The sequence below is a fragment of the Photobacterium sp. GB-36 genome, from assembly GCF_003026135.1.
In the GTDB taxonomy this organism is placed as follows: domain Bacteria; phylum Pseudomonadota; class Gammaproteobacteria; order Enterobacterales; family Vibrionaceae; genus Photobacterium.
In genome coordinates this window covers 272165-296469 of the sequence record NZ_PYNY01000004.1, presented here as the reverse complement: position 1 = coordinate 296469, position 24305 = coordinate 272165, and the positions used below count along the sequence as shown (strand labels likewise).

The 24305-nt window shown below is 40.5% G+C and carries 22 protein-coding genes; 6 read left to right on the top strand and 16 right to left on the bottom strand.

The features are described from left to right. Position 1: 1 nt before the first annotated feature. The 5 genes from C9J46_RS06055 to C9J46_RS06035 are packed head-to-tail and all read right to left on the bottom strand — an operon-like array spanning position 2 to position 5210. Positions 2-688 carry an LLM class flavin-dependent oxidoreductase gene (locus tag C9J46_RS06055; RefSeq protein ID WP_107207415.1) on the bottom strand — a complete coding sequence of 229 codons (687 nt, stop codon included), beginning with the start codon at positions 686-688 and terminating at the stop codon, positions 2-4. A 22-nt stretch (positions 689-710) separates the two neighbouring features. Beyond that, positions 711-1688: an alkanal monooxygenase gene (locus C9J46_RS06050; RefSeq protein ID WP_107246550.1), complete on the bottom strand. Its 978-nt coding sequence runs from the start codon at positions 1686-1688 to the stop codon at positions 711-713. Between the two features lie 48 nt (positions 1689-1736). Next, positions 1737-2801, bottom strand: a complete 1065-nt coding sequence (locus tag C9J46_RS06045; RefSeq protein WP_107207413.1) for an alkanal monooxygenase — start codon at positions 2799-2801, stop codon at positions 1737-1739. A 36-nt stretch (positions 2802-2837) separates the two neighbouring features. Next, positions 2838-3761, bottom strand: a complete 924-nt coding sequence (locus tag C9J46_RS06040; protein ID WP_107207412.1) for an acyl transferase — start codon at positions 3759-3761, stop codon at positions 2838-2840. Between the two features lie 12 nt (positions 3762-3773). Beyond that, entirely contained in the window at positions 3774-5210 is a 1437-nt protein-coding gene (locus tag C9J46_RS06035) for an aldehyde dehydrogenase family protein (RefSeq protein WP_107207411.1), read from the bottom strand. Positions 5211-6011: 801 nt separating this feature from the next. Here C9J46_RS06035 and C9J46_RS06030 point away from each other — a divergent pair. The 5 genes from C9J46_RS06030 to putP all read left to right on the top strand — a co-directional run bounded on the left by C9J46_RS06030 (position 6012) and on the right by putP (position 13136). Continuing rightward, a complete protein-coding gene (locus C9J46_RS06030) occupies positions 6012-6572 on the top strand; it encodes a hypothetical protein (RefSeq protein ID WP_158259298.1) in 561 nt (186 codons plus the stop codon). Positions 6573-6697: 125 nt separating this feature from the next. After that, positions 6698-7444, top strand: a complete 747-nt coding sequence (locus C9J46_RS06025; protein ID WP_107207409.1) for an AraC family transcriptional regulator — start codon at positions 6698-6700, stop codon at positions 7442-7444. A gap of 228 nt (positions 7445-7672) precedes the next feature. Beyond that, entirely contained in the window at positions 7673-10855 is a 3183-nt protein-coding gene (gene putA / locus C9J46_RS06020) for a bifunctional proline dehydrogenase/L-glutamate gamma-semialdehyde dehydrogenase PutA (RefSeq protein WP_107290667.1), read from the top strand. Next, positions 10845-11570 carry an aldehyde dehydrogenase family protein gene (locus C9J46_RS06015; RefSeq protein WP_107207407.1) on the top strand — a complete coding sequence of 242 codons (726 nt, stop codon included), beginning with the start codon at positions 10845-10847 and terminating at the stop codon, positions 11568-11570. The genes putA and C9J46_RS06015 overlap by 11 nt, the downstream gene beginning before the upstream one ends. A 69-nt stretch (positions 11571-11639) precedes the next feature. Further along, complete coding sequence (putP, locus tag C9J46_RS06010; protein WP_107207406.1) at positions 11640-13136, top strand: sodium/proline symporter PutP; 1497 nt, start codon at positions 11640-11642, stop codon at positions 13134-13136. Positions 13137-13232: 96 nt separating this feature from the next. Here the strand turns inward: putP and C9J46_RS06005 are convergent, their stop codons facing one another. Genes C9J46_RS06005 through ectA form a run of 3 tightly spaced genes read right to left on the bottom strand, consistent with a single transcriptional unit; the run spans position 13233 to position 15467 of the window. Then, the gene (locus C9J46_RS06005; protein WP_005366605.1) at positions 13233-13619 is read right to left on the bottom strand and encodes an ectoine synthase; all 387 of its coding nucleotides are present in this window, start codon (positions 13617-13619) and stop codon (positions 13233-13235) included. Positions 13620-13633: 14 nt separating this feature from the next. Next, positions 13634-14899: a diaminobutyrate--2-oxoglutarate transaminase gene (ectB, locus tag C9J46_RS06000; RefSeq protein ID WP_107246547.1), complete on the bottom strand. Its 1266-nt coding sequence runs from the start codon at positions 14897-14899 to the stop codon at positions 13634-13636. Between the two features lie 10 nt (positions 14900-14909). Then, on the bottom strand, positions 14910-15467 hold the full coding sequence (ectA, locus tag C9J46_RS05995) for a diaminobutyrate acetyltransferase (RefSeq protein WP_107207404.1): 558 nt from the start codon (positions 15465-15467) through the stop codon (positions 14910-14912). Positions 15468-16015: 548 nt separating this feature from the next. On the opposite strand from ectA, the gene C9J46_RS05990 reads away from it, so the two are divergent. Beyond that, positions 16016-16381, top strand: coding sequence for an STAS/SEC14 domain-containing protein (locus C9J46_RS05990; RefSeq protein WP_107288060.1), 366 nt, complete (start codon positions 16016-16018; stop codon positions 16379-16381). Between the two features lie 94 nt (positions 16382-16475). Here the strand turns inward: C9J46_RS05990 and C9J46_RS05985 are convergent, their stop codons facing one another. Genes C9J46_RS05985 through C9J46_RS05950 form a run of 8 tightly spaced genes read right to left on the bottom strand, consistent with a single transcriptional unit; the run spans position 16476 to position 24208 of the window. Further along, positions 16476-17702, bottom strand: coding sequence for a beta-ketoacyl-ACP synthase (locus tag C9J46_RS05985; protein WP_107207402.1), 1227 nt, complete (start codon positions 17700-17702; stop codon positions 16476-16478). Continuing rightward, positions 17699-18424, bottom strand: coding sequence for a 3-ketoacyl-ACP reductase FabG2 (locus C9J46_RS05980; RefSeq protein ID WP_107288059.1), 726 nt, complete (start codon positions 18422-18424; stop codon positions 17699-17701). The genes C9J46_RS05985 and C9J46_RS05980 overlap by 4 nt, the downstream gene beginning before the upstream one ends. Then, positions 18421-18897, bottom strand: a complete 477-nt coding sequence (locus C9J46_RS05975; protein ID WP_107207400.1) for a hotdog family protein — start codon at positions 18895-18897, stop codon at positions 18421-18423. Before C9J46_RS05975 ends, C9J46_RS05980 begins: the two co-directional genes overlap by 4 nt. Then, the gene (locus tag C9J46_RS05970; RefSeq protein ID WP_107246545.1) at positions 18890-20104 is read right to left on the bottom strand and encodes a beta-ketoacyl-[acyl-carrier-protein] synthase family protein; all 1215 of its coding nucleotides are present in this window, start codon (positions 20102-20104) and stop codon (positions 18890-18892) included. Before C9J46_RS05970 ends, C9J46_RS05975 begins: the two co-directional genes overlap by 8 nt. A 40-nt stretch (positions 20105-20144) precedes the next feature. Continuing rightward, on the bottom strand, positions 20145-20750 hold the full coding sequence (locus C9J46_RS05965) for a DUF3261 domain-containing protein (RefSeq protein ID WP_107290666.1): 606 nt from the start codon (positions 20748-20750) through the stop codon (positions 20145-20147). Positions 20751-20765: 15 nt separating this feature from the next. Next, positions 20766-23129 (bottom strand): MMPL family transporter, encoded by a 2364-nt coding sequence (locus tag C9J46_RS05960; protein WP_107290665.1) that lies wholly within the window; start codon positions 23127-23129, stop codon positions 20766-20768. Continuing rightward, positions 23113-23784: an outer membrane lipoprotein carrier protein LolA gene (locus C9J46_RS05955; protein WP_107207396.1), complete on the bottom strand. Its 672-nt coding sequence runs from the start codon at positions 23782-23784 to the stop codon at positions 23113-23115. Before C9J46_RS05955 ends, C9J46_RS05960 begins: the two co-directional genes overlap by 17 nt. Beyond that, on the bottom strand, positions 23768-24208 hold the full coding sequence (locus C9J46_RS05950; RefSeq protein WP_107207395.1) for a thioesterase family protein: 441 nt from the start codon (positions 24206-24208) through the stop codon (positions 23768-23770). The genes C9J46_RS05955 and C9J46_RS05950 overlap by 17 nt, the downstream gene beginning before the upstream one ends. Positions 24209-24305: the final 97 nt, after the last annotated feature.

Sequence of the window (24305 nt, the reverse complement as noted above, 5' to 3'; positions counted from 1 at the left end):
ATTAGTTAAGATTGTAATCTTTTCGATAATTGATAACTTGTTTATCAAAATTAATCATTAATGATTTTTTATCCTCTTGAACTTTCATTGATTCAAAACAAAATAAGAAATCGACTTTATTATCTAAACCTTGAGCAATATCAACAACGTGAGATAAGCACGTATCGTAATTTCCTGCCGCATTACTATTGATGATTTCATCAATCGATGCCTCTGCTTGGGTGTAACAGAGGTAATTTTCTAAGTAAATGCTTAGCTCAGCTTTGGCTTGCGTTGGGTTCTCATTCACATTGATAAATAACATTAATCGATGACGAATATCGGTGATATTGATATTAAACTTAGCCGCGGTTGTCTCGTAATGTTTTAATAAATCAATGCGCTTTTTTTGGTTATCATCCCACTTAAACAGAAGTGGCACCCCATATTTAGCTGCTTTTTCAACGGTTTCGTTGCTGGTGGCTAAAATATGAACGTTATTACCAATACTAACAAGTGGAGCTAGTTTCGTTTCATCATGATAACTTTTATCTATGTGGTATTCGCTAAATGCAACAACATCATAGATGGATGTATCTTCATGAATAATACGTAATGTTTCTAACGCATTATTCATGGTTAATGATGGATCTTGCTGTCCTACATGATAAAAATTAAGGAAGAAGACGCCATAATTCCATTTTGTCATTTTATTATCCTGAGACTTATTATTATAGATTTTTCTTGATTTTGTTATTAACCATATTAATAAGGTCGATGACAGCTGCTTTATTTTTCATAGATTCAAAAGATAACAATACATTCTTTGAACCTGTTATTTCTAAAGCATATTTAGTGGAGTCATAATATTCATCTTCTGTACCTACCGCGTGTTGCTTAATTAGCTCTTCAATTTTTTCTTCTTGATCTGCATTTGGGTAAGCTTCTGCAATATAATCGCGGATATAGTCACGCATTTCTTGTTTAGCAATATCGCTATCTGTATTTAGATTAACAAGTAATGGGAATTGGTGATCAATATTAGTAATATCGACATTATTTTCAGCCGCGACAGCTAAATAATGTTGATAGTAATTTTCTTTTTCAGCTAGGGTGTCACTCCAGCGGTAAGTCAGCGGCAGGCCTTTGATCGCTGCCCACTCAACCACGCCCATACTTGTAGCTAAGATATACTGTTTTAGGTTTTCTTTACTAATACAGTGTGGGTTGATAGAGATTTTTGGGAAGTTATAAAAGTCATTATTAGCATGACAGTAGTTAGTAGTAATACCATCATTTAAAATGTCATAACAAGCTTCAAATTGCTGTTGTTGACTATCGCGTTGGCGCTTAAAGAAGTCCATCTCGAAATCATTAACACAATCACTTAATCCTAGAATAAAACGTCCATCAGACATTTGATCAAGCAAGCTTGTTTCTTCTGCAATACGTACCGGATGGTGAGTTGTGATAACTTGATTCAATGAACCAATATGAAGACGTTCGGTTAAACCGAGTAAAAAACTTGCAGCTGTTATAGGAGCACCTACGATACCGTTTTTAGAAAAATGGTGTTCGTTAATGAAAGCGGTATTGAAGTGGTACTCGTCTTTATCGACCAATGCAACAGTGTTGATCATGTTGTCGAGTACGTCTTCAGATGTCATACCTTTAAGCTGAAAGTTTAGAAAGAATAATCCAAAATTCATGTTATTTTCCTTATTTATCATTTAATTCAAGATGTTAAATCTAGTGGTTTATTTCGGATCTTTTAGGTATGGTGCCACTTGTGTCATAAAGCGTTCCATAGAAGCAATGATTTCTTGCTCTGAACCGTTTGCTTCAAAACCAAGGGTAATATTTTTGATCCCTGTTGCATCAATATCGCGTTGCATGATTTCAATACATTTTTCAGGTGTGCCAACAGGGTTAAGGTTATTACTGTAATCAAGACGACGGCGGCTATCGGTATGGCCTTGTAATACAAAGTCACGCCATTGACCTTTGTGGTAGTCATAGCCACGAGTTTGGTTACTGTCTTTAAAGATATTTGTCGCATTTGTGTAAGAGTCATACCAGTTTGATAAGAAGTCACGACATGCACTTTCTGCTTTTTCTTGATCGTCATTAACAGAACAGATGAAGGTCATACTGTGGTCGATATTCTTAATATCGTGACCATGTTCAGTTGCAATTTCATTGTACAGTTCCATCTGTGCTTTTTTCTCGCTGGTCGTGATGATCCAACTTAGCACCATAGGCAAACCACGTTCTGCTAACCAAGTTGTTGTCGCGGCAGATTCGGCTGTCATACAAGTAGGGATTTTGTCTGAGTAGGCTTCTGGATAGACATTTACATCTTGGAATTCAATATTTTTACCATCAGTGTGTAAAACACCTGATTTTGAGCCGTCCATGATCATTTTATGGAAATCTTCAGTGATCGAACGGGAATCTTCCATCGTAACACCGAATACCCGGAAATCTTTATGGTATAAACCACGGACTACGCCAAAGTTAAAACGACCTTTTGACATTTGATCCAGTAGCATTAGATCTTCCATTTGACGGGCAGGGTGAGCTGTTGGAAGTACGATACCCATTGTGCCAACGTTGAGTTTTTTGGTACGACCAAGAATATTGGCACAAGCAACATATAGGTTACCGGTTAGGCCAAATTCAGTGAAATGGTGTTCAAGCGTCCAGAAGGTATCGAAGTTTAATTCTTCTGAAGCAACGCCAAGTCGAACAAAGCGATCCATGACTTCTTTATGAGATTCACCTGGTGGCTGGTATGAGAAACAAATATTGCCAAATTTCATTATATTTTCCTTTTAATGAATAAAATATGTATTGGTTTAAGCGCTAGCGAACATTTCGTTTTCAATTTTATTTTTTAAACGACGTTCATTAACTGTAATAATGGTGAGATCTTCAAAGTTTGGTTCACTAATATCGTCCGCTAAATCGAGTACTTCACTGTCTAAGCCTATTGCGGCTTTGGTTACCGATTGGTAGAAATTACGCAGGACGATCAGGTTCTCACCTAAATCATGTGATGAACCAATTAATGAGTAAATTTTGGTTTTATCTGAGTTGATATTTCCGATTAAGTGTTTCACTTCTTCTTTGCAGACCCAATTATCGCCATTTGAAACAAAGGCAATAAAAGGAATATCTAGATCTTTAGTTTTATTTACTGTTGAATCTAAAGTATCCCAACTATTATCAAAACAGTCAGTCACAAAGACTTTTGAGCCTAAGTTATAACCTTCGAAATTTAAATCTTCAGGGATATCATTAATTTCCATTTGTAGATAATCATAATCAAGTGCTTTCTCAAGTGTGCTTCTTAAATTAACAACACCAACAGCCGTAATGAGGAATGATAATTTAATCTCAGTAGCAACATCATAGGCAATACGAGCAGAAAGACTTGAAGCAATTAGTCCAATTTCATTAATACCACGATCATTTAGCCAATCAATGACTGTTAATAAACTTTGTTTGCCAACAGACATAGAAAACTGATTAATTTCACCACTACTTAAGCCAACATGATTTAATGAATCATAACGAATAACATGAAAACCATTATTTGCTAAATATTCAGCAAGGCCAGCGAAATGGTCCATTCGACGGGCAAAACCAGCTGCAATAACAATCGTATTATTGCGCTTAACCTCTTGATTTTTAGGCAGAGTTTCCCATACGCGGATGTGACGATTATCACCTAGGTTAATAACGTGATCAATAGGTGCTGAGGTTTGAGTATTGTTCATAATATTTCTCTTTTATGGTACAAAAACGAGGAATTTATCTTCTTCTAGGTAACGCGTTTGTTCTATTTTGACTGCGACATCTTTAGTGGTATAAGTCGATGGTCTTTCATGTGAAATATATTTAACAAGACGCTGAAGTGGACGCATACCGTCATGTGCGCCACCCACTCGAAATATATTATTCATACCTGATTCAATAATACGTTCCGCACCGTGTGCCGCTAATGTATCTCTATATTTAAATGATGCTTCCCATGGTGTAATTGAAACTGTTTGGGTTACATTATTTTGAAGATAGGGAGTAATTTCCGAAATATCTTTCACGTGATGAATATACGCAGAACGAGATAATGGTTGATTACCGAATGAACCCGCTGGAGATTGCGTTAATAACCAAGACTGCTCGTCACCTTTTTGCACTTTATATTTGGCAAATAAACATTCTCTTTCTGTTAAAGAAAATGCGCCCTTTTCATCGAAAGATTGATCGCCTTTGGGCAGTATGTCTTTATAGATGTTTAATTGCTGAGTTAGCTCTGCAAAAAAAGTATCGATATTGTCACCCATGTAATAGATATCTTGGGTAGAGAAACAAGCTTGTTGATCATAAAAACAGATGTCGTGAGCAACACCAATGGCAGCTGCTTTAATATCTGTTGGGTTATCAACAATCGAAATACTTTTCTTTGGACCAAATTTAAGAATATCAACGTGTGCTGGGGTATGTTTTGTTGCCCATTTGATTGCATCGTTACCCCCCCAAGCCACAACCACATCTGCACAGCTCATGATTTTTTGTGGAATAGTGATATCTTCACTATGTGACCAATACATGACTGACATAGATCGAGTTATTGGGTGGTCGGCATCGGTATCAATAAAACTTGAAGCCAGTGCGGTTGCGGTAAATGGATCAGCAGACGATGTTTTAATGATGCATTCGTTTTTAGTTAGAATAGCGCGCAGGATAGATGTCACACCAGACAGCGGAACGTTACCCGCTAATAAATGGATAGACTTGCCTTTTGGCAGCGCCTTGACATAGCAATCACCTTGGGGGAGCCATTCATCAACGATATGGCGAGAACTGAGATCATTTTCAACAATGTCATACAGCGCACTTTTGCTACATAGGATCATCGAAATCCAGTTCGCTTCTAGTTTTGCCATCTCAGGAGAGTAGCCCATGAATTTGACTAGATCGCGAATATAAGTAAGGCGACGGCTATAGTTTTCACTCTTCCATTTTTGCCCTACAGTATACAAGAAGTTAACTATCTTGTTGATATTTAAGTTATTTTCTATTTTTAGTGAGGTGATCGCCTCAGCATCAATGTCTGTAATGATAGGTACATTGACGGTGTTATTGTTAAGCGTAAGTTCGCGGACTTCATGTTCTGACGTGTCTCGAACTTCGCCTCCAATAATCAATGGGATCTTCTTAATCATGCAATCTCCGTTAACATGCTGTTAAATTCTATTCCTTTTAGGGATGCGTTAATGCCCCTTAGGAACAAAAATAAGGCTAGATGAATAATTATTACCATGTAAGTTGATTTTTATTTGTTTATAAATATTCGAGATTTTGATCACACTATAAAAACAATTATTTTTAACTCTTCATATCCACATCTATTATGTCTAGCTTTTTCGACATTTTTTCCGTCTTTTTTTTGGTCAATAATTGCTCATTTCTTGGTTTTTAATATTTTTACGGAGTGAGTTTAGGTATGTTTATTTGTGTTTTTTTATCGTTGAAATTTTATTTTTTTTTGTTTTTTTTTATTTTTACTCCGATATTTATCGAATTAAAATGTATTTCATTTTTTGTTTGTTGATAGGTTTGTATTTGTGGGGATAAATATTGCTACAAGTAAATAAAAAAGCAATATTTTGCCAATAATCACTGCTTTTTATTGCTTTGTTTTTTATTAACTATATGTTTTGTTGGGGTTTATTTTTGCTTAGTGTGCATGTTGTGGGGTTGAGGGGGTTATCATGCTCTGATATTTAAATGTGTAAAAAAAGCGGTGTGATAAATGGGTGATATTGATATTTCCCATTTTAATGTTATTGGTGATTTATAATTAATACAAGTGTGTGAATTATATTTCTATATTTAAATTTTTGTGATGATATTAAAAAAAATCTTGTGCTTTATTTGTATTTTAATCTCAAATTACTAAACTCTTGATGAATCTATTGGCATACATTAAGAAAAAATATAAGAGTCTAGAAAAGGAGACATTGATGTTTAGAGGTATTGTTCAAGGTCGTGGTGTTATTAAATCCATATCAAAAAGTGAAGATAGTCAACGACATGGTATTGTATTCCCTGAGGGTATGCTTGAGCTTGTTGACATAGATACTGTAATGTTAGTAAATGGTTGCTCCTTGACTGTCGTGCGTATTTTAAACGATACGGTGTACTTTGATATTGACCAAGCATTGGGTACGACAACATTTGAGAGTTTAAAGGAAGGTGATCAGGTAAATCTTGAGATCCACCCTAAATTTGGTGAAGTGGTTGGTCGTGGCGGATTAACAGGGAACATTAAAAGCACGGCATTAGTGACTGGGGTAGAAGAGGATGAAGCGGGTTTTTCAGTATTTATTGATATTCCTAAATCGTTATCTGAAAACTTAATGGTACAAGACGACATTGGTATCGATGGCGTTTCTTCGCCGATCACTGATATGTCAAACAGTGTTATTACATTGCATTACCCTCGTGATTTACTAGCCAATACTAACCTTGCGATGTTAAAAAAAGACGTGAAAGTGAACGTTGAAATTTTAAATGAATGGTAGTGATTAAATTCTGCTATTAAATATAAGCGCATTATTTTAATGCGCTTATTTGTTTTATTTTAAAGCAGTTGGCGCAGTATATAAGTACCACATACTTTGTGGTGTACAAAAAAAGGAGGTGGTGTATGGAAAAAAAAATGCCGACATTCCATGTCGAAACGTTAGACGAATCAAAAACATACCATCATCATGATTATCCTCAGATTATTATAGGATTAATGGGGCAAAGTGAACTGTCGATAGAAGATAGTTCACTTTGTCTTTCTTCTGGTATGGGATGCCGAATTAATGCCAATGTTAACCATGGTTTTTGTGGCGGACCTAACAACCAAGTTTTAGTGATGAATTTACCACCATTGATATCAATGACTGATGTGGAACAGTTCAGTAATGGCAATTTCAGCTTAGATGCACGTACTCATCAGCTTATTTCATTGTTAGCGATTGAATTAAAAGAACATGCTCAGGATAGTGTGTTATCACAATCGATCAGTAACACCTTACAGTGCTTAATTAATCGTAGCTTAATGAGCTTTGATGAAAAAAAAGTAACACGTCTAAATATGGCGCTTATTGATAGTTATATCCAGCAGAATATTCAGAAGAAGATCTCAGTGGCTGATCTATCCAGCATTGCTTTTTTAGCACAAAGCCAATTTTATGTCTTATTTAGAAAGCAAATGGGGATAACGCCACATCAATATGTATTGCGAAAACGATTAGAGTTAGCAAAGCAATTGATTGCAGAAACTCAAAAACCGTTATCGGAAGTTGCACAATTATGCGGATTCTCAAGTCAAAGCAGCTTTAGTCAAGCTTTTCGCCGTCTATACGGGACATCTCCCATACGATATCAGTTCTTTATTCAATAAGTTATAAGTAGCACTTAGCAGTAATATCGCGCTATATGGGTTAACTATATAGCGCTTTTTTATGTGTGAGATCTCGTATTATTCATTGTTGGAGAAAAAATAAAACATCCCGTAGGAATTCATAAGACGAGATAAAATTTTATCCATACTATCTACAGGCAATAACAGATTAATAACATGACAGTGTTGTTTATTATCATCTCACTGAGATGCCATAGAGGAAACCTGATGTTTAAAGCCGTTGATGTACTCCATTCTTCCTTTATAGAGAAGCCGTTAGCTCAATTATGGGCATTAATTTCACCACTGTATGCTGTTGATGAGTCTGAGTGGTTAACACAGTTGCTACCCTTAGCAGAACCTACCGATGAAGAACGTACGTATAGTGCAGCGCAAGCCAGTGAGCTTATTGCTCGTGTCCGTGCCGATAAAAATGCGGTGCAAATGATTGACGCACTGCTATTGGAATATAGCCTAGAGACCAAAGAAGGGATCTTATTAATGTGCTTAGCTGAAGCACTGATGCGTATTCCTGATCCGGCTACTGCTGATGCCCTAATTCGCGATAAATTAAGTGTTGCTGATTGGAAATCTCACCTTAAAAACTCTGATTCATTATTTGTGAATGCCTCAACATGGGGGCTCATGCTAACAGGGAAAGTAGTAACGTTAGATGCAAAACAAGACGGTACACCTACGAATGTAATTAACCGCTTGGTTAATAAAATGTCAGAGCCAATGATCAGACAAGCTATGCACCAAGCGATGAAAATCATGGGGCATCAATTTGTTCTAGGGCGAGATATTTCTGAGGCGATGAAAAACGGCAAACCTAAACGAGAGCAAGGGTTTACTTATTCATTCGACATGCTAGGTGAAGCGGCACTCACCGCTCAAGATGCCGAAAAATATTACCAAGACTACCTAACGGCGATTAAAGCGGTAGGCAAGGTCAATAGTGCCATTTCAGCTCAATCGGCTGGTCAATCATCAGATCCTACCGTATCCATTAAGTTATCTGCTTTGCATCCTCGTTACGAAGTCGCCAATGAAGCGCGTGTGTTAGAGGAAATGTACCATTCCGTACTTGAGCTATTAATTTTTGCCCGCGAGCATAACGTTGGGATCACGATTGATGCTGAAGAAGCAGACAGATTAGAATTATCATTAAAGCTATTTGAAAAACTGTATCGCGCAAAAGAAGTAAAAGGTTGGGGGCGTTTCGGTTTAGTTGTACAAGCGTATTCGAAACGTGCTCTACCTGTATTAGCGTGGCTTGCTGCCCTTTCTAAACAACAAGGTGATGTGATTCCACTTCGATTAGTAAAAGGCGCCTATTGGGATAGTGAACTGAAACTTTGTCAGCAAGCAGGCTTCAATGGCTACCCAGTTTTTACTCGTAAAGAAGCGACAGACAGCTCTTATTTAGCCTGTGCGAGATTTCTACTATCTGAGCCTTTAAAAGGGCTGATCTACCCACAATTTGCGACTCATAATGCTCACACGATCAGTGCTATTGTCGCGATGGCGAAGCATTCTTACTTTGAATTCCAACGCCTGCATGGCATGGGAGATGCGCTATATAACCATGTGATGGATATGCATAAAACACAGGTACGTATTTATGCACCAGTGGGAAGCCATAAAGACTTACTGCCATACCTTGTTCGTCGTTTATTAGAAAATGGTGCCAATAGTTCGTTTGTTCATCGCTTGGTTGATGCTAATTGTCCAATTGCCGATCTCACACAACACCCTGTTGATGTGCTTAAGCAACGTAAGACATTGCACAATAGCTTGATCCCATTACCGAAAGATATTTTTGGTTCTGAACGTAAAAACTCATCAAGTATCAATATTGATATTGAATCACAGTGGCAGCCATTTCATCAGGCAGTACGTGCCTTTGATAAGGTGAAGTGGAAAGCCTCGCCTATTTTAAATGGAAAACCAAAGGCTATTTTAGCTGCCGAGCGAGTTTGCGTGACGGCACCTTATGATCGTGAGGAAGTGGTGGGTGAGCTGATCTATGCCACACCATCACAAGTGGATACCGCAATGGCATCTGCCCATGACGCTTATGCTGATTGGTCACAACGTTCAGCAAGTGAGCGTGCAAATTACTTATTGCTATTGGCCGATAAACTTGAATTACATCAAGCAGAATTAGTGGCGTTGTGTCACCGTGAAGCAGGTAAAACCATCCACGATGCCATTGATGAAATTCGTGAAGCGGTAGATTTTTGTCGTTATTACGCAGAGCAGGCACAAACTAATTTTGCTAAGCCTAAACGCATCACTAGCTTTGATGGTGTCGATCAAGAGATGACCTATCATGGGCGTGGTGTCTTTGTTTGTATTAGCCCTTGGAATTTCCCGTTGGCCATTTTCTTAGGTCAAGTGTGTGCCGCTTTAGTTGCAGGTAATACCGTCGTGGCGAAACCTGCAGAGCAAACCTCATTAATTGCTTGCCGTGCTATTGAATTACTTCTGCTTACTGGCATTCCACAAGGTGTTATTCAAGTCGTAACGGGATTGGGGCGTGAGATAGGCCATCAGTTGACGTCAGATGAGCGTGTTGCTGGTATCGCCTTTACAGGTTCCACACCCACAGCGCAATTAATTAATCGTACCTTAATGGCACGTGACTGTGCGCCAGTCCCATTCATTGCCGAAACGGGCGGTCAAAATGCAATGATCGTTGATAGTACAGCACTACCGGAACAAGTCGTACGTGATGTATTACGTTCCGCGTTTGCCTCTGCCGGTCAACGTTGCTCAGCATTACGCGTCCTCTTTATTCAGCAAGATATTGCCGAACGTGTGATCACGTTAATCAAAGGGGCGATGGCTGAACTTAAGGTTGGGGATCCGCAATTACATGCTACCGATGTGGGGCCTGTCATTGATCGTGCGGCAAAGCAAAAGCTGCTTACTCATATTGAATCGTTAAAAAACCAAGCACGATTGATTTGCCAAACGCCGCTGTCAGAAAGCTGTGCGAATGGCGATTTTGTTCCGCCGACGGCCATTGAAATTAAACATATTAACCTATTAGAGCAAGAGCACTTTGGCCCAATTCTGCATATTGTGCGTTTTAAGGCGAGCGAGATTGATCAAGTCGTTAATCAAATTAATCAAACAGGATTTGGTTTAACAATGGGAATACATAGTCGAAATGAGCGTACCTATAGTGAAATAGCGTCACGCGCCAAAGTCGGTAATTGTTATATCAATCGCGATCAAGTAGGCGCCGTTGTTGGCGTCCAGCCTTTTGGTGGTCGAGGGTTATCAGGAACAGGACCAAAAGCGGGCGGGCCTCATTATTTGTATCGTTTTATGCAGTCAACGATTGCGCCAATCAATGTTACTCATCAATGCGAGATGGAAGGAGTAAACGATGAAAAATAATTCACAGTTAATGGCGTTATCTCCGCAATTACAAAAATCACTACAAAGTAGCATTTTTGCGTTTTCGGTATGGAATGATCTGGACTTTGAAACGCGAATCGCTATTCTACGCCGCTGGGCAAAATCGCTAGATAATCAATCTGCGATGATGGTGAATTTTCAGTGTAACAATGCACTGGAAATGGTGGCTGAAATGCAAGTAATGCCAGGGCCAACAGGTGAAAGTAACACGCTTTATTGTGTTGGACGCGGCGTATTTGTTGTCACTGCAAGCGATGACGTCGCTAACCATGTGGTGATTGCTCAAATCGCCACTGCATTGGTGTGTGGTAACAGCGTTATGTTGTGTTTATCGCCTGATCACCCTTTAAATACTGGTGCCATTCTCAGTCAGCTAGAGCCGGCAGGATGTGTCGCCAATGTACTTAGTGTTATTGAGGACATTGAGCTTGAATCGTTAATTCAAAGTGAAGAGGTTGCAGCAGTTGCTTATAGCGGTACTGCTGAACGTGCGTTGAGCTTAGCGCGTCAATTAGCGGCGAGAAGCGGACAGTTAGCGCAATTAGTGGCAGAAACCGATTTTGATCATCTACCTGTCATTGGTAGCCCAAGTTACTGTTTACGCTTTATCACTGAACGTACCAGAACCATCAATATTACAGCCGTCGGCGGTAATGCAACGTTATTAGAGCTTGGTTGTGGAGAAACCGACTGACCAGACCTTGCTTAATATGATAATAGGCCTTTGCCATGAACAAAGGCCACTTAACAGGAAGTACAACTTATGATTGAAAATAACTTCGCGATTACAGCGACCTTTGTAGCGTATCTACTAGGGATGCTAGCGATTGGTTATATCGCCTATAAACGCACATCGAGCTCCAGTGATTACTTTCTCGGTGGGCGTTCATTAGGTCCTTGGCCTTCTGCGATATCTGCAGGAGCATCGGATATGAGTGGTTGGTTATTATTAGGATTACCGGGATATGCATATATCGCTGGTTTTGAGTCATTATGGCTAGCTGGTGGCCTATTACTGGGGACGTGGTTGAACTGGCTGATCTGTGCTAAACGCCTGCGCACTTATAGTATAACAGCAGACAACTCACTGACTTTACCTGAGTTTTTATCACGTCGATTTGATGATAATTCAAAGCTTATCCAAACGATTTCCGCCTTCTTTATTTTGCTCTTTTTCCTTTTCTATACCAGTGCTGGTTTAGTGGCAGGCGGAAAACTATTTGAAACCGTCTTCGGTTTAGATTACACGCTCGCGCTATTTATCGGTACTTTGTGTGTTGTAACGTATACCTTATTTGGGGGGTTCCTGGCGGTATCTTGGACTGATTTAGTGCAAGGCCTATTGATGTCAGCTGCATTGCTTATTGTGCCGATCGCAGCGATGAATGCCGATCCCGTTCAGCTAATAGAAACGCTTCATAACAAGAACCCTGAATTATTAACGCTCTGGCATGATATTAAAGGCCAGCCATTATCATTTATGGTTATTTTGTCACTATTAGGTTGGGGGCTTGGTTACTTTGGTCAGCCTCATATCCTTGCGCGTTTTAAAGCGACACGTTCAAATAAAGACATTGGTACGGCGCGTCGTATTGCCGTGGTGTGGACGGCTCTGTCGATGATTGGTGCGTTGTTAGTCGGCTTAACGGGTATTGTTTATGTTGATGGCAACCTTGGTGGTGAGTTAGCGGATAGTGAAAAAGTCTTCATGTTGCTAGTGAATGCGATTTTCCATCCCGTGATGGCCGGTATTTTACTAGCGGCAATCTTAGCGGCGATCATGAGTACTGCGGACTCTCAGTTGTTAGTCTCTTCATCGGCATTGGCTGAAGATTTCTATAAACAAGTATTTCGTCCACAAGCGTCAAGCAACGAAATTGTTATGGTTGGGCGTATTGCGGTTATTGCATTATCAATTGTTGCCTTCGTTTTAGCATTAAACCCTGATAGCTCCGTTTTAGGTCTTGTGTCTTATGCTTGGGCGGGGTTTGGTGCGGCATTTGGCCCTGTATTGCTATTAAGTTTGTACTGGAGTGGGATGAACCGTTATGGTGCGATTGCAGGTATCGTGACAGGTGCGGTCACCGTTGTGGTATGGAAGCAACTAACAGGTGGAATGTTTGACTTATATGAGATCATTCCTGGCTTTATTTTTGCCACTGTTGCGGTTGTGGTGGTAAGTAAAGCAACGGGTCGTCCGTCAGAAGCGGTACAACAGCAACATCAGCAATATCAAAAAAATCTGGTTGAATTCGATTAATATTATCTAATATTACGCAAGAAAAATCCCTGTATCAGCTTTGCTATACAGGGATTTTTTTTTCGCTGAAAGTGCGCTGGCTATACACGTAATGTTTTAGTCAACGAGTGGATAAACACCGTTTTCATCATGTGTTTCTTTGCCTGTGATTGGCGGATTAAACACACAAGCCATCACCATTTCTTTGTCTTTATAAGCACGTAAATAATGCTCATCGTGTTTATCAAGAATGTATAGTGTACCTGGTTTAATTGGGTAAGTTTCGCCCCCAACAACTTCAATTTCACCTTCACCACTCATGCAGTAAACAGACTCTAAGTGATTTTGATAATGAATATGGGTTTCAGTGTTCTCAAAGATTGTCGTGATGTGAAAAGAAAACCCCATCTTGTCATCTTTAAGAAGCATACGAACACTTTCCCAAGTTTCAGAAGCTACACGGCGTTCACTGTCTCGACATTCATCTAATGTTCTAACAATCATTTTTCGTCCTTAAATTACGATGCTTTTCTAAAGTTTTTAGCAACAACGTGCTCAACCGCATTTTCAAAAATTGCTAAGCCTTGCTCAAGCTCTGCCGTTGTAATGGTGAGTGGGCTAAAGAACTTCACGACTTCATCATTAGGACCCGCGGTTTCAATCACTAATCCATTTTCAAAACAGGCTTTGGTGATTTGGCTAGACAGATCGCCATCATTACACTCAATACCAATCATCATGCCTCGCCCCTTTCTTTGCACAAACATATCAGGATGGTCGTGTAGGCATTTATCAATGACGTTAGCAATAATGTTTGAGCATGTTGCAACGTGTTTTTCTAGTTGGTCATCAGCCCAATAGGTTTCGAGTGCTTTCGTTGCTGTAATGAATGCGTGATTGTTGCCACGGAATGTGCCGTTATGCTCACCTGGGTTCCAAATATCGAGCTCTGGTTTGAATAGCACGATTGCCATTGGTAAGCCGTAACCACCAATTGATTTAGAGAGGGTAACCATATCTGGTTTAATACCTGACGGCTCAAAGCTAAAGAAGGTACCAGTACGGCCACAGCCTGCTTGAATATCATCAACAATCAATAAAATATCATTTTGTTTACAGACTTTTTCTAATCGTTGTAACCACTGGTTAGACGCAACGTTTAAGCCGCCTTCGCCCTGTACTGTTTCAATCAAGACAGCGGCTGGCTTGTCCATACCTGCTGAATTATCCGCTAGCATAGTTTCAAACAATTTAAGGCCATCAATGTCCGCATAACCTTCAAATGGAATACGAGTAACATTGTTTAAACTTGTCCCTGCACCTTGACGGTGATGTTGATTGCCTGTTGCAGCTAGCGCTCCAGCTGTACAACCATGAAAACCATTGGTGAAAGCCACAATAGAGCTACGTTTTTTCACTTTACGCGCAAGTTTTAGTGCCGCTTCTACAGCGTTAGTACCCGTTGGGCCGGTAAATTGAGTAACGTAATTAAGTTGACGAGGAGCTAAAATATTGCGTTCTAATGCTTCAAGGAAATTAGCCTTTGCTGTCGAGTGCATATCTAAACCATGAGTGATCCCATCTTGTTCGATATAGTCGAGCAAAGCCTGTTTTAAAGTAGGGTTATTATGGCCGTAGTTCAGTGATCCAGCACCGGCTAGAAAATCTAAGTAACGATCTCCTTGTTCGGTTTCAAGCCAACTCCCTTTTGCTTTAGTAAAAACGACGGGAAAACTGTTTGAGTAAGAACGAACTTTAGATTCCTGCTTCTTAAAAATATCCATGATATGGCCGTTATAATCCTTTCTGTTTAATTTGAATTAAAGGGATGCGATACAACAATTCCGTATCGTGCTTGCCTTTAAAATGTATATTCTTGTCTAAAAATGTACTGACTTCGCCATTGTTACCATTACGTGCATCAAGTTTATTAAATAACGCCCACGAAGCATTATTCTCTTCCGTAATGGTTGTTTCTATAGCGGTAATATTATTTAGAGAGTCTCGACTTAACAGGTTATCTAACATGGTAAAAGCGAGCCCTTTTCCTCGAAATTGAGGAGCTACGGCAACTTGCCATATAAATAAAGTATTTGGCTGATTAGGTTTTGGGTAACCAGAGATAAAACCTGCTATTTCACCACCATCATCTTTTGCTATAACACACGTATTACTAAAGTGAGTTGTTTGAAGAAAATTACAATAAGATGAATTGGTATCGAGAGGAGGACTGTTTGCGATCAACGTAAAAACGTCATCGCCATCATGAGCTGTTGGTGTTGAAAAAGTCCACTTTTGTATCTGGTCTTCACCTGTATCGGAAGTCATTACCGAAGGTGTTGATATGTCCATATTAAGAGTCTATTCCTTTGAGCTCTAAATAATTTGGTGGGTATTATTACCTATCAGGATGATAATTATCTGAATAAAAGTTGAATAATCGTAATTTATTTGAGCAAGATCTCGTTTATTAATGTACATAAATGAAAGTTAAGTGATTAGAGCTCTAAATTGTTTTGGTTGTTAAAGTATTCACGAAGAACCTTTTTAAAGACTTAAAAGCAATATTATGCATCTTGTTTTCTATTATTATGCTGTAACTAAGCTCGGCATGGTGTGACAGTTTGTGTCGTTATTTACTGATGGGGATATAAATAATAAATAGTGATTATACTTATGATGTTGATATTTATATGTCGTTGTGAGTGCATTTATATATAGATATATACCTTCAGGTATTGATTGAATATTTACTATTCTATTTAACGTTTATCGTTCTCTTGAATATACGATCATTCTGAAATGTCATTTCCCTTAATTATGCTCTTTAATTACTGTCGTTTTCATTTAAAAAGCGCATAGTATTTTCATCATTTCTTGATGGATTAAGGAAACTTATAATGTTAACTATGATTAACTTAGATATTGATAATGCCGTGGCTTTTTCAATTGATGGCAAAGTGACTGAAGATGATATGAAACGTATTTTGTTTGATGCTCAGGCGAAGACAGAATTACACGGTAAAGTTGTTATCTTTGAGCAGATTGACAATTTTGATGGGATTGAATTTTCAGCATTGCTAGAAGAAGTGCGCTATTTGTTTCATGCGGGAATATCACATGTAGCAAAAGTGGCTGTTGTTGCAGAGAAAAAATGGATAGAAAAAATCGTAAAAGTGGAAGATAATCTGTTTCGTAAAATAGACATTAAATTCTTCCTGCCAGAAGAAAAAGATCAGGCAATTACGTTTTTAAAACAGCAATAATACGATTGAAATTAACCATGCTTGAGAAGTGATAAAATGTTCAAGCATGGTTATTTATAATGGTATAGATACGGTATCGTTAGAGTATCTTAAGTTACATTCGCTTAAAGATAATGGAAGTGTTAATCCCGCCAAACGCAAAGTTGTTGCTCATAATATATTGGCAATCAAGGTTGCGACCTTCGCCACGAATGTAGTCTAAATCACCACATTCAGGATCAACGTTCTCAAGGTTAAGCGTTGGGCTGAACCAGCCGCCATGCATCATTTCTAAACTTAGCCACGCTTCAATCGCACCACAGGCCCCAAGGGTATGGCCTAAATAGCTTTTCAGAGAGCTAATTGGAGTGTTGTTGCCAAAGATACTCGCTGTTGCTTGGCTTTCTGCAATATCACCTTTTTCGGTTGCAGTACCATGTGCTGAAATGTAACTAATTTCACTTGGCGATAAATTTGCCTGTTGCAGTGCCATCTCCATACAAAGCTGCATGGTTTCTTTTTGTGGCTGTGTTACATGGGCGGCATCACAGTTACTCGCAAATCCTACCACTTCGGCATAGATCTTAGCGCCACGTGCAACGGCATGCTCGTATTCTTCTAACACTAATGTGCCAGCACCTTCACCAATTACCAAGCCATCACGATCCGTATCATAAGGTCGTGGTGTTGATTTTGGTTCATCGTTTTTAAGGCTCGTTGCAAACAGGGTATCAAATACCGCCGATTCTGTTGGGCAAAGCTCTTCTGCGCCACCTGCAACCATCACGGTTTGATAACCGTGTTTAATCGCTTCATAGGCGTAACCAATCGCTTGGCTTCCTGAAGTACATGCACTACTTGTGGGAATAACACGGCCACGTAATTCAAAAAATAAGCCGACATTGACAGCTGTTGTATGTGGCATCATTTGAACATAAGTTGTCGCGGTGATAGCACGGGTACTTTTCTCATTTAGCATTACACCAAATGCACTGATTGCAGGCGTACTACCGGTTGATGAGCCATAGGCAATACCCGTTTGACCGTTTGTCAGTACCTCATTGTTCAGTAACCCAGCTTGAGTCAGTGCATTTTCAGTCGCCAGTGTTGATAGTTTAGAAACACGCCCCATTGAACGGATTTTTTTACGGGTGTAATGCTTCGGTAATGTAAAATTTTCAATAGGAGCTGCAAGTTTGGTATTTAAGCCGTCATAAAGCTCATAATCTTGCATATAAATAGTGGCGTTTTCACAAGCACGAAGTTTAGGTTCGATATGTTCCCAATCGTTACCAAAGGCTGTTACACCCGACATACCAGTGACAACAACGCGACGACTCATACTAAACCTCCGTTTACCGAAATCACTTGGCGAGTCACATAGCCTGCAATATCAGACATTAAGTAACTCACCAGTCCTGCTACTTCTTCAGGCTCTCCCATACGACGAAGAGGCACTTGTGGGAGTGCGTGTTCTTTTACGTGCTCATCGACCATACCGGTATCAATCAGGCCGGGCGCGACACAGTTAACTGTAATTTTACGCTTAGCAAGCTCTAGCGCTAATGACTTAGTTGCGCCAATCACCCCCGCTTTTGCGGCACTGTAATTGGTTTGCCCTCGGTTACCGGTGATCCCTGAAACCGATGCTAAGGTTACAATACGGCCGCCTTTACGCTTTTGCACCATAGGCATTACACAAGGGTGTAACACGTTGTAGAAGCTATCAAGGTTCGTGTGGATCACGCCATCCCATTCTTGTTCTGTCATCGCAGGGAAGGCGGTATCTCGGGTGATCCCTGCGTTACTGACGACACCGTAATAAGCACCATGCTCGGCGATATCGGCTTCAAGCTGCTCGCGGCATTGCTGACGATCACTGATATCAAATTGAATAAGGCGACCATGGCCGCCAGCGTCAGTAATTGAGGCTAATGTTGCTTCTGCGCCTGGTTTATCACTCATGTAGTGAACGGCGATAGTGAAACCATCTTTAGCGAGCTGTATAGCAATTGCGCGACCGATCCCCTTACTGGCACCTGTTACGAGTACGTGTTGAGTCATGCGTTTTTCCTATTATTGTTATCTAGTTGCATTTGTTCTAATTGTGATTTTGAGGGAACAAAGGCATTGAGTTGACTGCTTGCGACGATTTGCTGATGACAAATGATTTTGCAGTCAAAAACAGCCATACCGTTATTTTCCATAATTTGTTCGGCATGAATGTCTAAAATTTCGTGTTCTTGAAATGCACTACATTCACTGTGGTAGCGACGGCAACCTAGCAGAAAACCAATGGGGGCATCTTCACCTTTTTTCCATGCGTGGAAACCAGACCAACCTGCGACGGTTTGCGCCATAAACTCGATCCCAACATAAGCGGGGATCGACTGTGTTTCTGAATCAAAGTAGAGGCAATGGCGACTGATCGCGACACGACAATGAATATGTTTTTCGCCCACATCAATCAGATCATCAACAAGGATCATCGGTGCTTCATGGGGTAAAAGTTGATGTAATGGAGGGCAATTAGTCATCGGTACGTCCAATAATAAGGCTGATGTTGTTACCACCAAATGCAAATGAGTTACTTAACATGACAGGTTTGGTGAATGCCGTATTTACAGGTGCTAATTGGATTGGCAGATCGTCTGCGACAGCACCATCATTAATTTGTGTTGGTAGCGGTAAGTCGTAACGCAGTAAATGCCAACAAATGGCTGCTTCAACTGCGCTAGCGGCACCTAGCGTGTGTCCTGTTAATGGTTTGGTTGAACTCACAGGGACTTGATTGCCAAAAACGCGTGCAATCGCTTTTGCTTCCATTGCATCATTTAACGGGGTTGCTGTTCCATGGGCGTTGATATAACCAATATCTTCAGGGGTAAGTTTGGCATCTTTAAGGGCTTTTCGCATTGCCATTTCTGCACCAGTACCTTCTGGGTGTGGTGCTGAAATATGGTGAGCATCAGAGCTATCACCGATACCGAGTAACGCAATATGAGGAGCGGGTTGGCGTTCATCAGGCGTGCGAGCTAGCAACATAAAAGCGGCACCTTCACCAATATTTATGCCGTTACGGTTATCACTAAAGGGGTTACATAAGGTGCTAGAGAGTGAATCTAAACCATGAAAACCGTTAAGCGTTAAACGACAGAGAGTATCTGCGCCACCGACAATAACAGCATCCACTACCCCAGCTTTTAACATACGCTTGGCAGATAAAAATACCCGCCCACTAGACGAGCAAGCGGTTGATAAGGTGTAACAAGGACCGGTTAACTGATAATAGTCAGCGATAAATTGCCCTGTATTAGAAGGCTCTTGCTGGTGGTAGTGATAGTCGGTTGGAAAATTTTGGGTGTTTTTTTGGCTGGTTAACGCTTGTTCACCATCGCTGATCCCTGAGGTGGTTGTTCCAACAATGACGGCAATACGATCATGACCATACTGGGTAATTGCGCCATGAATATCAGCTTCAATTTGCTGTAAGGCCGATAAAACTAAACGATTATTTTCAGTATTCTGATGCGGAAAAACGTTGTCATCAATGGTAGGTAATGGTGATGATACTTTACCTATGACAGTCTCAGAGCCGTCATTTAACCAGCCCTGAACTGGTTGCATATCAGGGCTCATTCCCTGACGTAAGCGTTGGTGGATAATGTCGTTACTACAGCCTAACGCTGAGTTAAACCCACACCCTCGAATATAGATTGGCTGTTTGTCGGCTATCTTTTGCATAGTGCTCGTATTCGGTTATTCAATGATGGCTGAGAGTTCGTTATTTTTCCGTCGATTGTAGTGTTTTAATGTCAATCGTATAGTGCTGTTGATGATGGGTGAAGATAATCTCACCTTTTAAAGGATTGGCATTTTTATAATCAATGTCCGCGATTATATCACCTTTACTATCAATTAGTTGTCGATGGTTTGGTGTTTGTTTTAATTGCCAACCTACTTGCTCTAATGGGGCTTGCCAAGCATTGATTGGCCACAGCGTGATCATGATATTAAATAATACTTGTTTGGGATCGGGTAATGTTGCTCCTAGCCCTGGCATCACGTACGTCTCAACTTTCTGATCTTGGTAATCTAAACTTAAAATACGCGTTCCCCACGAGGAAAAACCAGCTAAAGCGACACGTTTAGGATCAACTTGTAATTGGACGGGCAGTTGATGGCTTTTTTTATTCCATGTCGCAGTGATTAATTGGCTCGCCGTTAATGAGTAACCCAGTTGAGCAGGCGTCGGTAAGGTCACAAGCGTATTAGGTGCAATCTCAACTTGGTTTTGTTGCACCATTGGTTTAGTCGCACATCCCACTAACATCAGGCTAGCTATTAATAAAGTAAGCATACTGGTTGTACGTTTTCTTCTGTTTTTCATCGCTCGTTGCCTTACTTATTTGGGTGTTTGTGGTGTTCTTACTCGAGTCATTGCCAGTGGCGCGAGTAGCCAAGCGATAATGATACCTGTTAACACCGTGATACCAAAGCTGTGGATGGCTTGGGTTTCACTCAGTGCTAATAAGCCAAACGATAAGACCGTTGTTAATGCTGACAAGGTGATCGCGAGCAATGTCGTGATCCCTTGTTGGTGTCCTGTGTTAGGTTTTAGTTCAGCAAAAAAGAGGCTGTAATCAATACCGATACCCAAAATTAATATCAAGGCTAATAGGTTGAACAAGTTAAGTGGGGTGCCTGTTAAGCTAGTGATCGCAATGCCTGCTATCCCTGCAATTAATGATGGCGCGATCATTTTTACCCCTTGCTTTATGCCATAACGCCATGCAAGTAACAGATAAATGGCAAAGCTTGCCGCAATCAGTAGCCATGTGACATGTTCTCTATATTGACCAAAGAGCGATGAAATTTCATCGGCTTTATTGAGATATGTTAACCCATTATCGTGTTGTGCTAACTCTGCTATGGTGTGCTGTTGCTTGATGTCGTGCAGTAAAATGACAGCGCTATATTTACTTACACCTTGCTGATCTTTGAGTGAACCTAACCACATGAAGCGAAGAGGGGCAGAAACAGATGAGGCGAGGAAGTGCGTCATCGTTAACGGTTCAAAGGTTGCTGAAAACGTAACAGGTTTCGCAAGGTTTAAGCGTTGACTTAGTATTGCACCTTGTTCCTGATAAAGCTGTTTGACTAGTGCGAAATTGGCTTTTTGTTGGTCAAGTGTGGGGATATATTGGCCAAGGCTTTGGTAGCTTTTTAATGCTCCTTGTTGAATTAATCCATCCAAGGTGTGATCGGTTGAGGCAATTTTATTAAGCAGCGCTTGTTCACTATCCGCTTTCACTAACAGCATTTGTTGACTACTGCTTACTCCCGTAATCGCCTTAATGGTGGCTTCTTGTTGTTGTAATGATTCTGGAAGCGCTTGTAGCTGGCGAATGTCATCGTTGTAGCTCGCTTTAGTTAAACCATAGAGGGCTAACAGTGCTAATAGGATCGGTGTTACCCAGCGAACACTCGGCTGTTGCCAAATATGTAGCCAGCGACCTAATACGCTAGCAAAGGGAATCGACCGAGGTGGGCTAGGTTTAGCGGCAAGGGTTGGATACCAACACACCACAGTGGCGTAGGCGGCAGTTAAACCAATGGCTGAGAATAAAGAGAGTTGCTGCAACCCAGGGAAAGGGGCGACCAACATACCCAAATAACCAATTAGGCTCGTAATTAAACCGAGCGTTATCGCGCTAAAGATATGTTTTAAGCCTTGCTGTGAATCCCAGTGCTTACCTGCGGCTAACCTGTCGGTGAGGTAATGAAAAGCATAATCAATCGATACCCCAATTAAACTTGCGCCAAACACCAAACTAAACAGATGCACTTTGCCAAAAATAGCCACGGTTGTGACAAAGGCGGCAACTAAACCACAGGTGATAGATAACAGGGCAAGGGCTAAAGGCAAGGTGCTGCGATAGACCGCGATCAATAACACGATAATGCCCAGTAGTGAGCCTAATCCAATCGTACTGATTTCATCTTCAGCACTTTTTGTCCCGTGGGCGGCATAGAAAATCACGCCAGTTTGCTGAATATCTAATGCGGAACCTGCAAGTGAATACTTACTTTCTATTTGTTTTTCTAAAGCGTGTAAAGCGGGAAGTTTATCTTGTAATTCAATGTTATAGGCTGAGCCAGCGAGATTAGCGGTAATTAACGCGTAATGCTTACCTTGATACTCCGTGGTGAGAAAACCTTGTTTGAGACTGAATTTTCCCGCTTTGGCAGTGAGCTCGGTAAGGTATTCACGAAATAATAAGAATGGGTCGTTAGTAAGCTCTGTGCCTGTAATGCCAGAAAACGGGTTATACATGGCATTTAATACGTTTTGTGTTTGTTGCTCGGGATGTTCTCGCAGTCGCGTTTGTTGCTCTGGCGTGAGCAATTGAAAGCGTTTGGGGTAATACAGTTTGGCCCATGCTTGTTGCTGATCTTGACTGACTTTGGCATCAATATGGCTAAAGAGTTTTAGCGAAGGTAGTGCTTGGCTAAAATCGTTGGCAGCTTTAATCATGGTATCGCTGTTTTTACTGCCGACAACAAAGACGACTTTGTCGCTCATGCTGGTGGCGATATGATCAAACGCTTGTTGAGCAATAGGATCTTGGCGATTTTCAGGGAGCAGTGCCAAGATGTTCGTTTCGATAGGGAGCTGTTTACGCGCGGTGAGTTGGTAGCCAAGTGCGGCTACCAAAATCAACATAATCGCGAGCCATAAGCTGGCTAACTTAGAATTGGAAAACACGTTTTTCTTCTGATGTCAGAGTCGTTGGGGTGGTGGTTTGTTGGCTAAAGGTGATGAGGGTTTTATCTCCTCGAATTTCGTCTAGCTCTAGCTTATTAATAAACTGACCACCTTCAATTGAAATTTGACTAAAGACTTTATTTAACGGGGCTGCTTTAGGCGTAAGCACTAACTGCCATTGTTCATGGGTTTTACTGTCTTTTAAGGTTTTCAGTGATAAATCAAACTGCTCTTTAAGCTGTGAAGTATCGCCTTTAAACAGTGATAAGAATACGTGGCTAAAGTAAAATACCATTGGATTTTTACTGGCAGCCAGCACTTGTGCAGGTTGATTATCAAATTGTTGGCTGAGTTTATCTTGTGTTAGCACTAAAGAAACAGGCATAGGGGCTGTTTGATGCCACCATAATCCCTTTTTGGCTGATAAGAGAAACTGACCGCTAGAGATGAGTGGTTGATCAAACATGGCCATTTCACGTTGTTGGCTAAAATCACCGCGCACTAAAGGCTCTGAAGATAACTTTGTTTGTAATTGTTCTAGCGTTATTGCATGAGCTGAAATGCTGGTAAGTGCTAACATACACATAGTAAAGGATGCTTTTACCACGCGTTTTAAATGGGCACTAAAGCGAGAATGACTACACATTGTTGGCATGATATGCCTCCACTTTGTCGGTAAATATTTTAGGCGAAACAAAACACATTTCACGTTTGTCTATACTAACAGCCACTTGCATGGTGTATCCCTTCGTCATACGTGCGCCAGTTTCACCATCATAAATGACGTAATCAACCCGCAGACGATTTTCCCATTCAGTTAATGTTGCCGTCACTCGAATGGGGTGATCATAGGGAATCGCTTTTACGTATTTAACTCGGGTATCAATGATAGGCCACACATAGCCAGATGCTTCCATTTCACGATAACTGTAGTGCAATTTGTTCATTAACTGATGACGTGCTTCTTCAAAATAGCGAAAGTAGTTACCGTGATAAATAACGCCCATTGGATCGGCATCTTGAAAGTTTGTGGTGAGTGATAGCTCTGCACTAATCAATATCGGTTTACCTACTGTCATTTATTGATTTCCCAACACACATAAAATAAGAAAATATAAGTTATCAAGATGATAGTTTAAAAAACTATACTCACTCTGTATGTAGAGTGAGTATTTG

Bases quoted from the DNA above. Each gene is read 5' to 3' on its own strand.
- C9J46_RS06055 (WP_107207415.1), bottom strand. From the start codon at position 688: ATGACAAAATGGAATTATGGCGTCTTCTTCCTTAATTTTTATCATGTA.
- C9J46_RS06050 (WP_107246550.1), bottom strand. From the start codon at position 1,688: ATGAATTTTGGATTATTCTTTCTAAACTTTCAGCTTAAAGGTATGACA.
- C9J46_RS06045 (WP_107207413.1), bottom strand. From the start codon at position 2,801: ATGAAATTTGGCAATATTTGTTTCTCATACCAGCCACCAGGTGAATCT.
- C9J46_RS06040 (WP_107207412.1), bottom strand. From the start codon at position 3,761: ATGAACAATACTCAAACCTCAGCACCTATTGATCACGTTATTAACCTA.
- C9J46_RS06035 (WP_107207411.1), bottom strand. From the start codon at position 5,210: ATGATTAAGAAGATCCCATTGATTATTGGAGGCGAAGTTCGAGACACG.
- C9J46_RS06030 (WP_158259298.1), top strand. From the start codon at position 6,012: ATGTTTAGAGGTATTGTTCAAGGTCGTGGTGTTATTAAATCCATATCA.
- C9J46_RS06025 (WP_107207409.1), top strand. From the start codon at position 6,698: ATGGAAAAAAAAATGCCGACATTCCATGTCGAAACGTTAGACGAATCA.
- putA (WP_107290667.1), top strand. From the start codon at position 7,673: ATGTTTAAAGCCGTTGATGTACTCCATTCTTCCTTTATAGAGAAGCCG.
- C9J46_RS06015 (WP_107207407.1), top strand. From the start codon at position 10,845: ATGAAAAATAATTCACAGTTAATGGCGTTATCTCCGCAATTACAAAAA.
- putP (WP_107207406.1), top strand. From the start codon at position 11,640: ATGATTGAAAATAACTTCGCGATTACAGCGACCTTTGTAGCGTATCTA.
- C9J46_RS06005 (WP_005366605.1), bottom strand. From the start codon at position 13,619: ATGATTGTTAGAACATTAGATGAATGTCGAGACAGTGAACGCCGTGTA.
- ectB (WP_107246547.1), bottom strand. From the start codon at position 14,899: ATGGATATTTTTAAGAAGCAGGAATCTAAAGTTCGTTCTTACTCAAAC.
- ectA (WP_107207404.1), bottom strand. From the start codon at position 15,467: ATGGACATATCAACACCTTCGGTAATGACTTCCGATACAGGTGAAGAC.
- C9J46_RS05990 (WP_107288060.1), top strand. From the start codon at position 16,016: ATGTTAACTATGATTAACTTAGATATTGATAATGCCGTGGCTTTTTCA.
- C9J46_RS05985 (WP_107207402.1), bottom strand. From the start codon at position 17,702: ATGAGTCGTCGCGTTGTTGTCACTGGTATGTCGGGTGTAACAGCCTTT.
- C9J46_RS05980 (WP_107288059.1), bottom strand. From the start codon at position 18,424: ATGACTCAACACGTACTCGTAACAGGTGCCAGTAAGGGGATCGGTCGC.
- C9J46_RS05975 (WP_107207400.1), bottom strand. From the start codon at position 18,897: ATGACTAATTGCCCTCCATTACATCAACTTTTACCCCATGAAGCACCG.
- C9J46_RS05970 (WP_107246545.1), bottom strand. From the start codon at position 20,104: ATGCAAAAGATAGCCGACAAACAGCCAATCTATATTCGAGGGTGTGGG.
- C9J46_RS05965 (WP_107290666.1), bottom strand. From the start codon at position 20,750: ATGAAAAACAGAAGAAAACGTACAACCAGTATGCTTACTTTATTAATA.
- C9J46_RS05955 (WP_107207396.1), bottom strand. From the start codon at position 23,784: ATGCCAACAATGTGTAGTCATTCTCGCTTTAGTGCCCATTTAAAACGC.
- C9J46_RS05950 (WP_107207395.1), bottom strand. From the start codon at position 24,208: ATGACAGTAGGTAAACCGATATTGATTAGTGCAGAGCTATCACTCACC.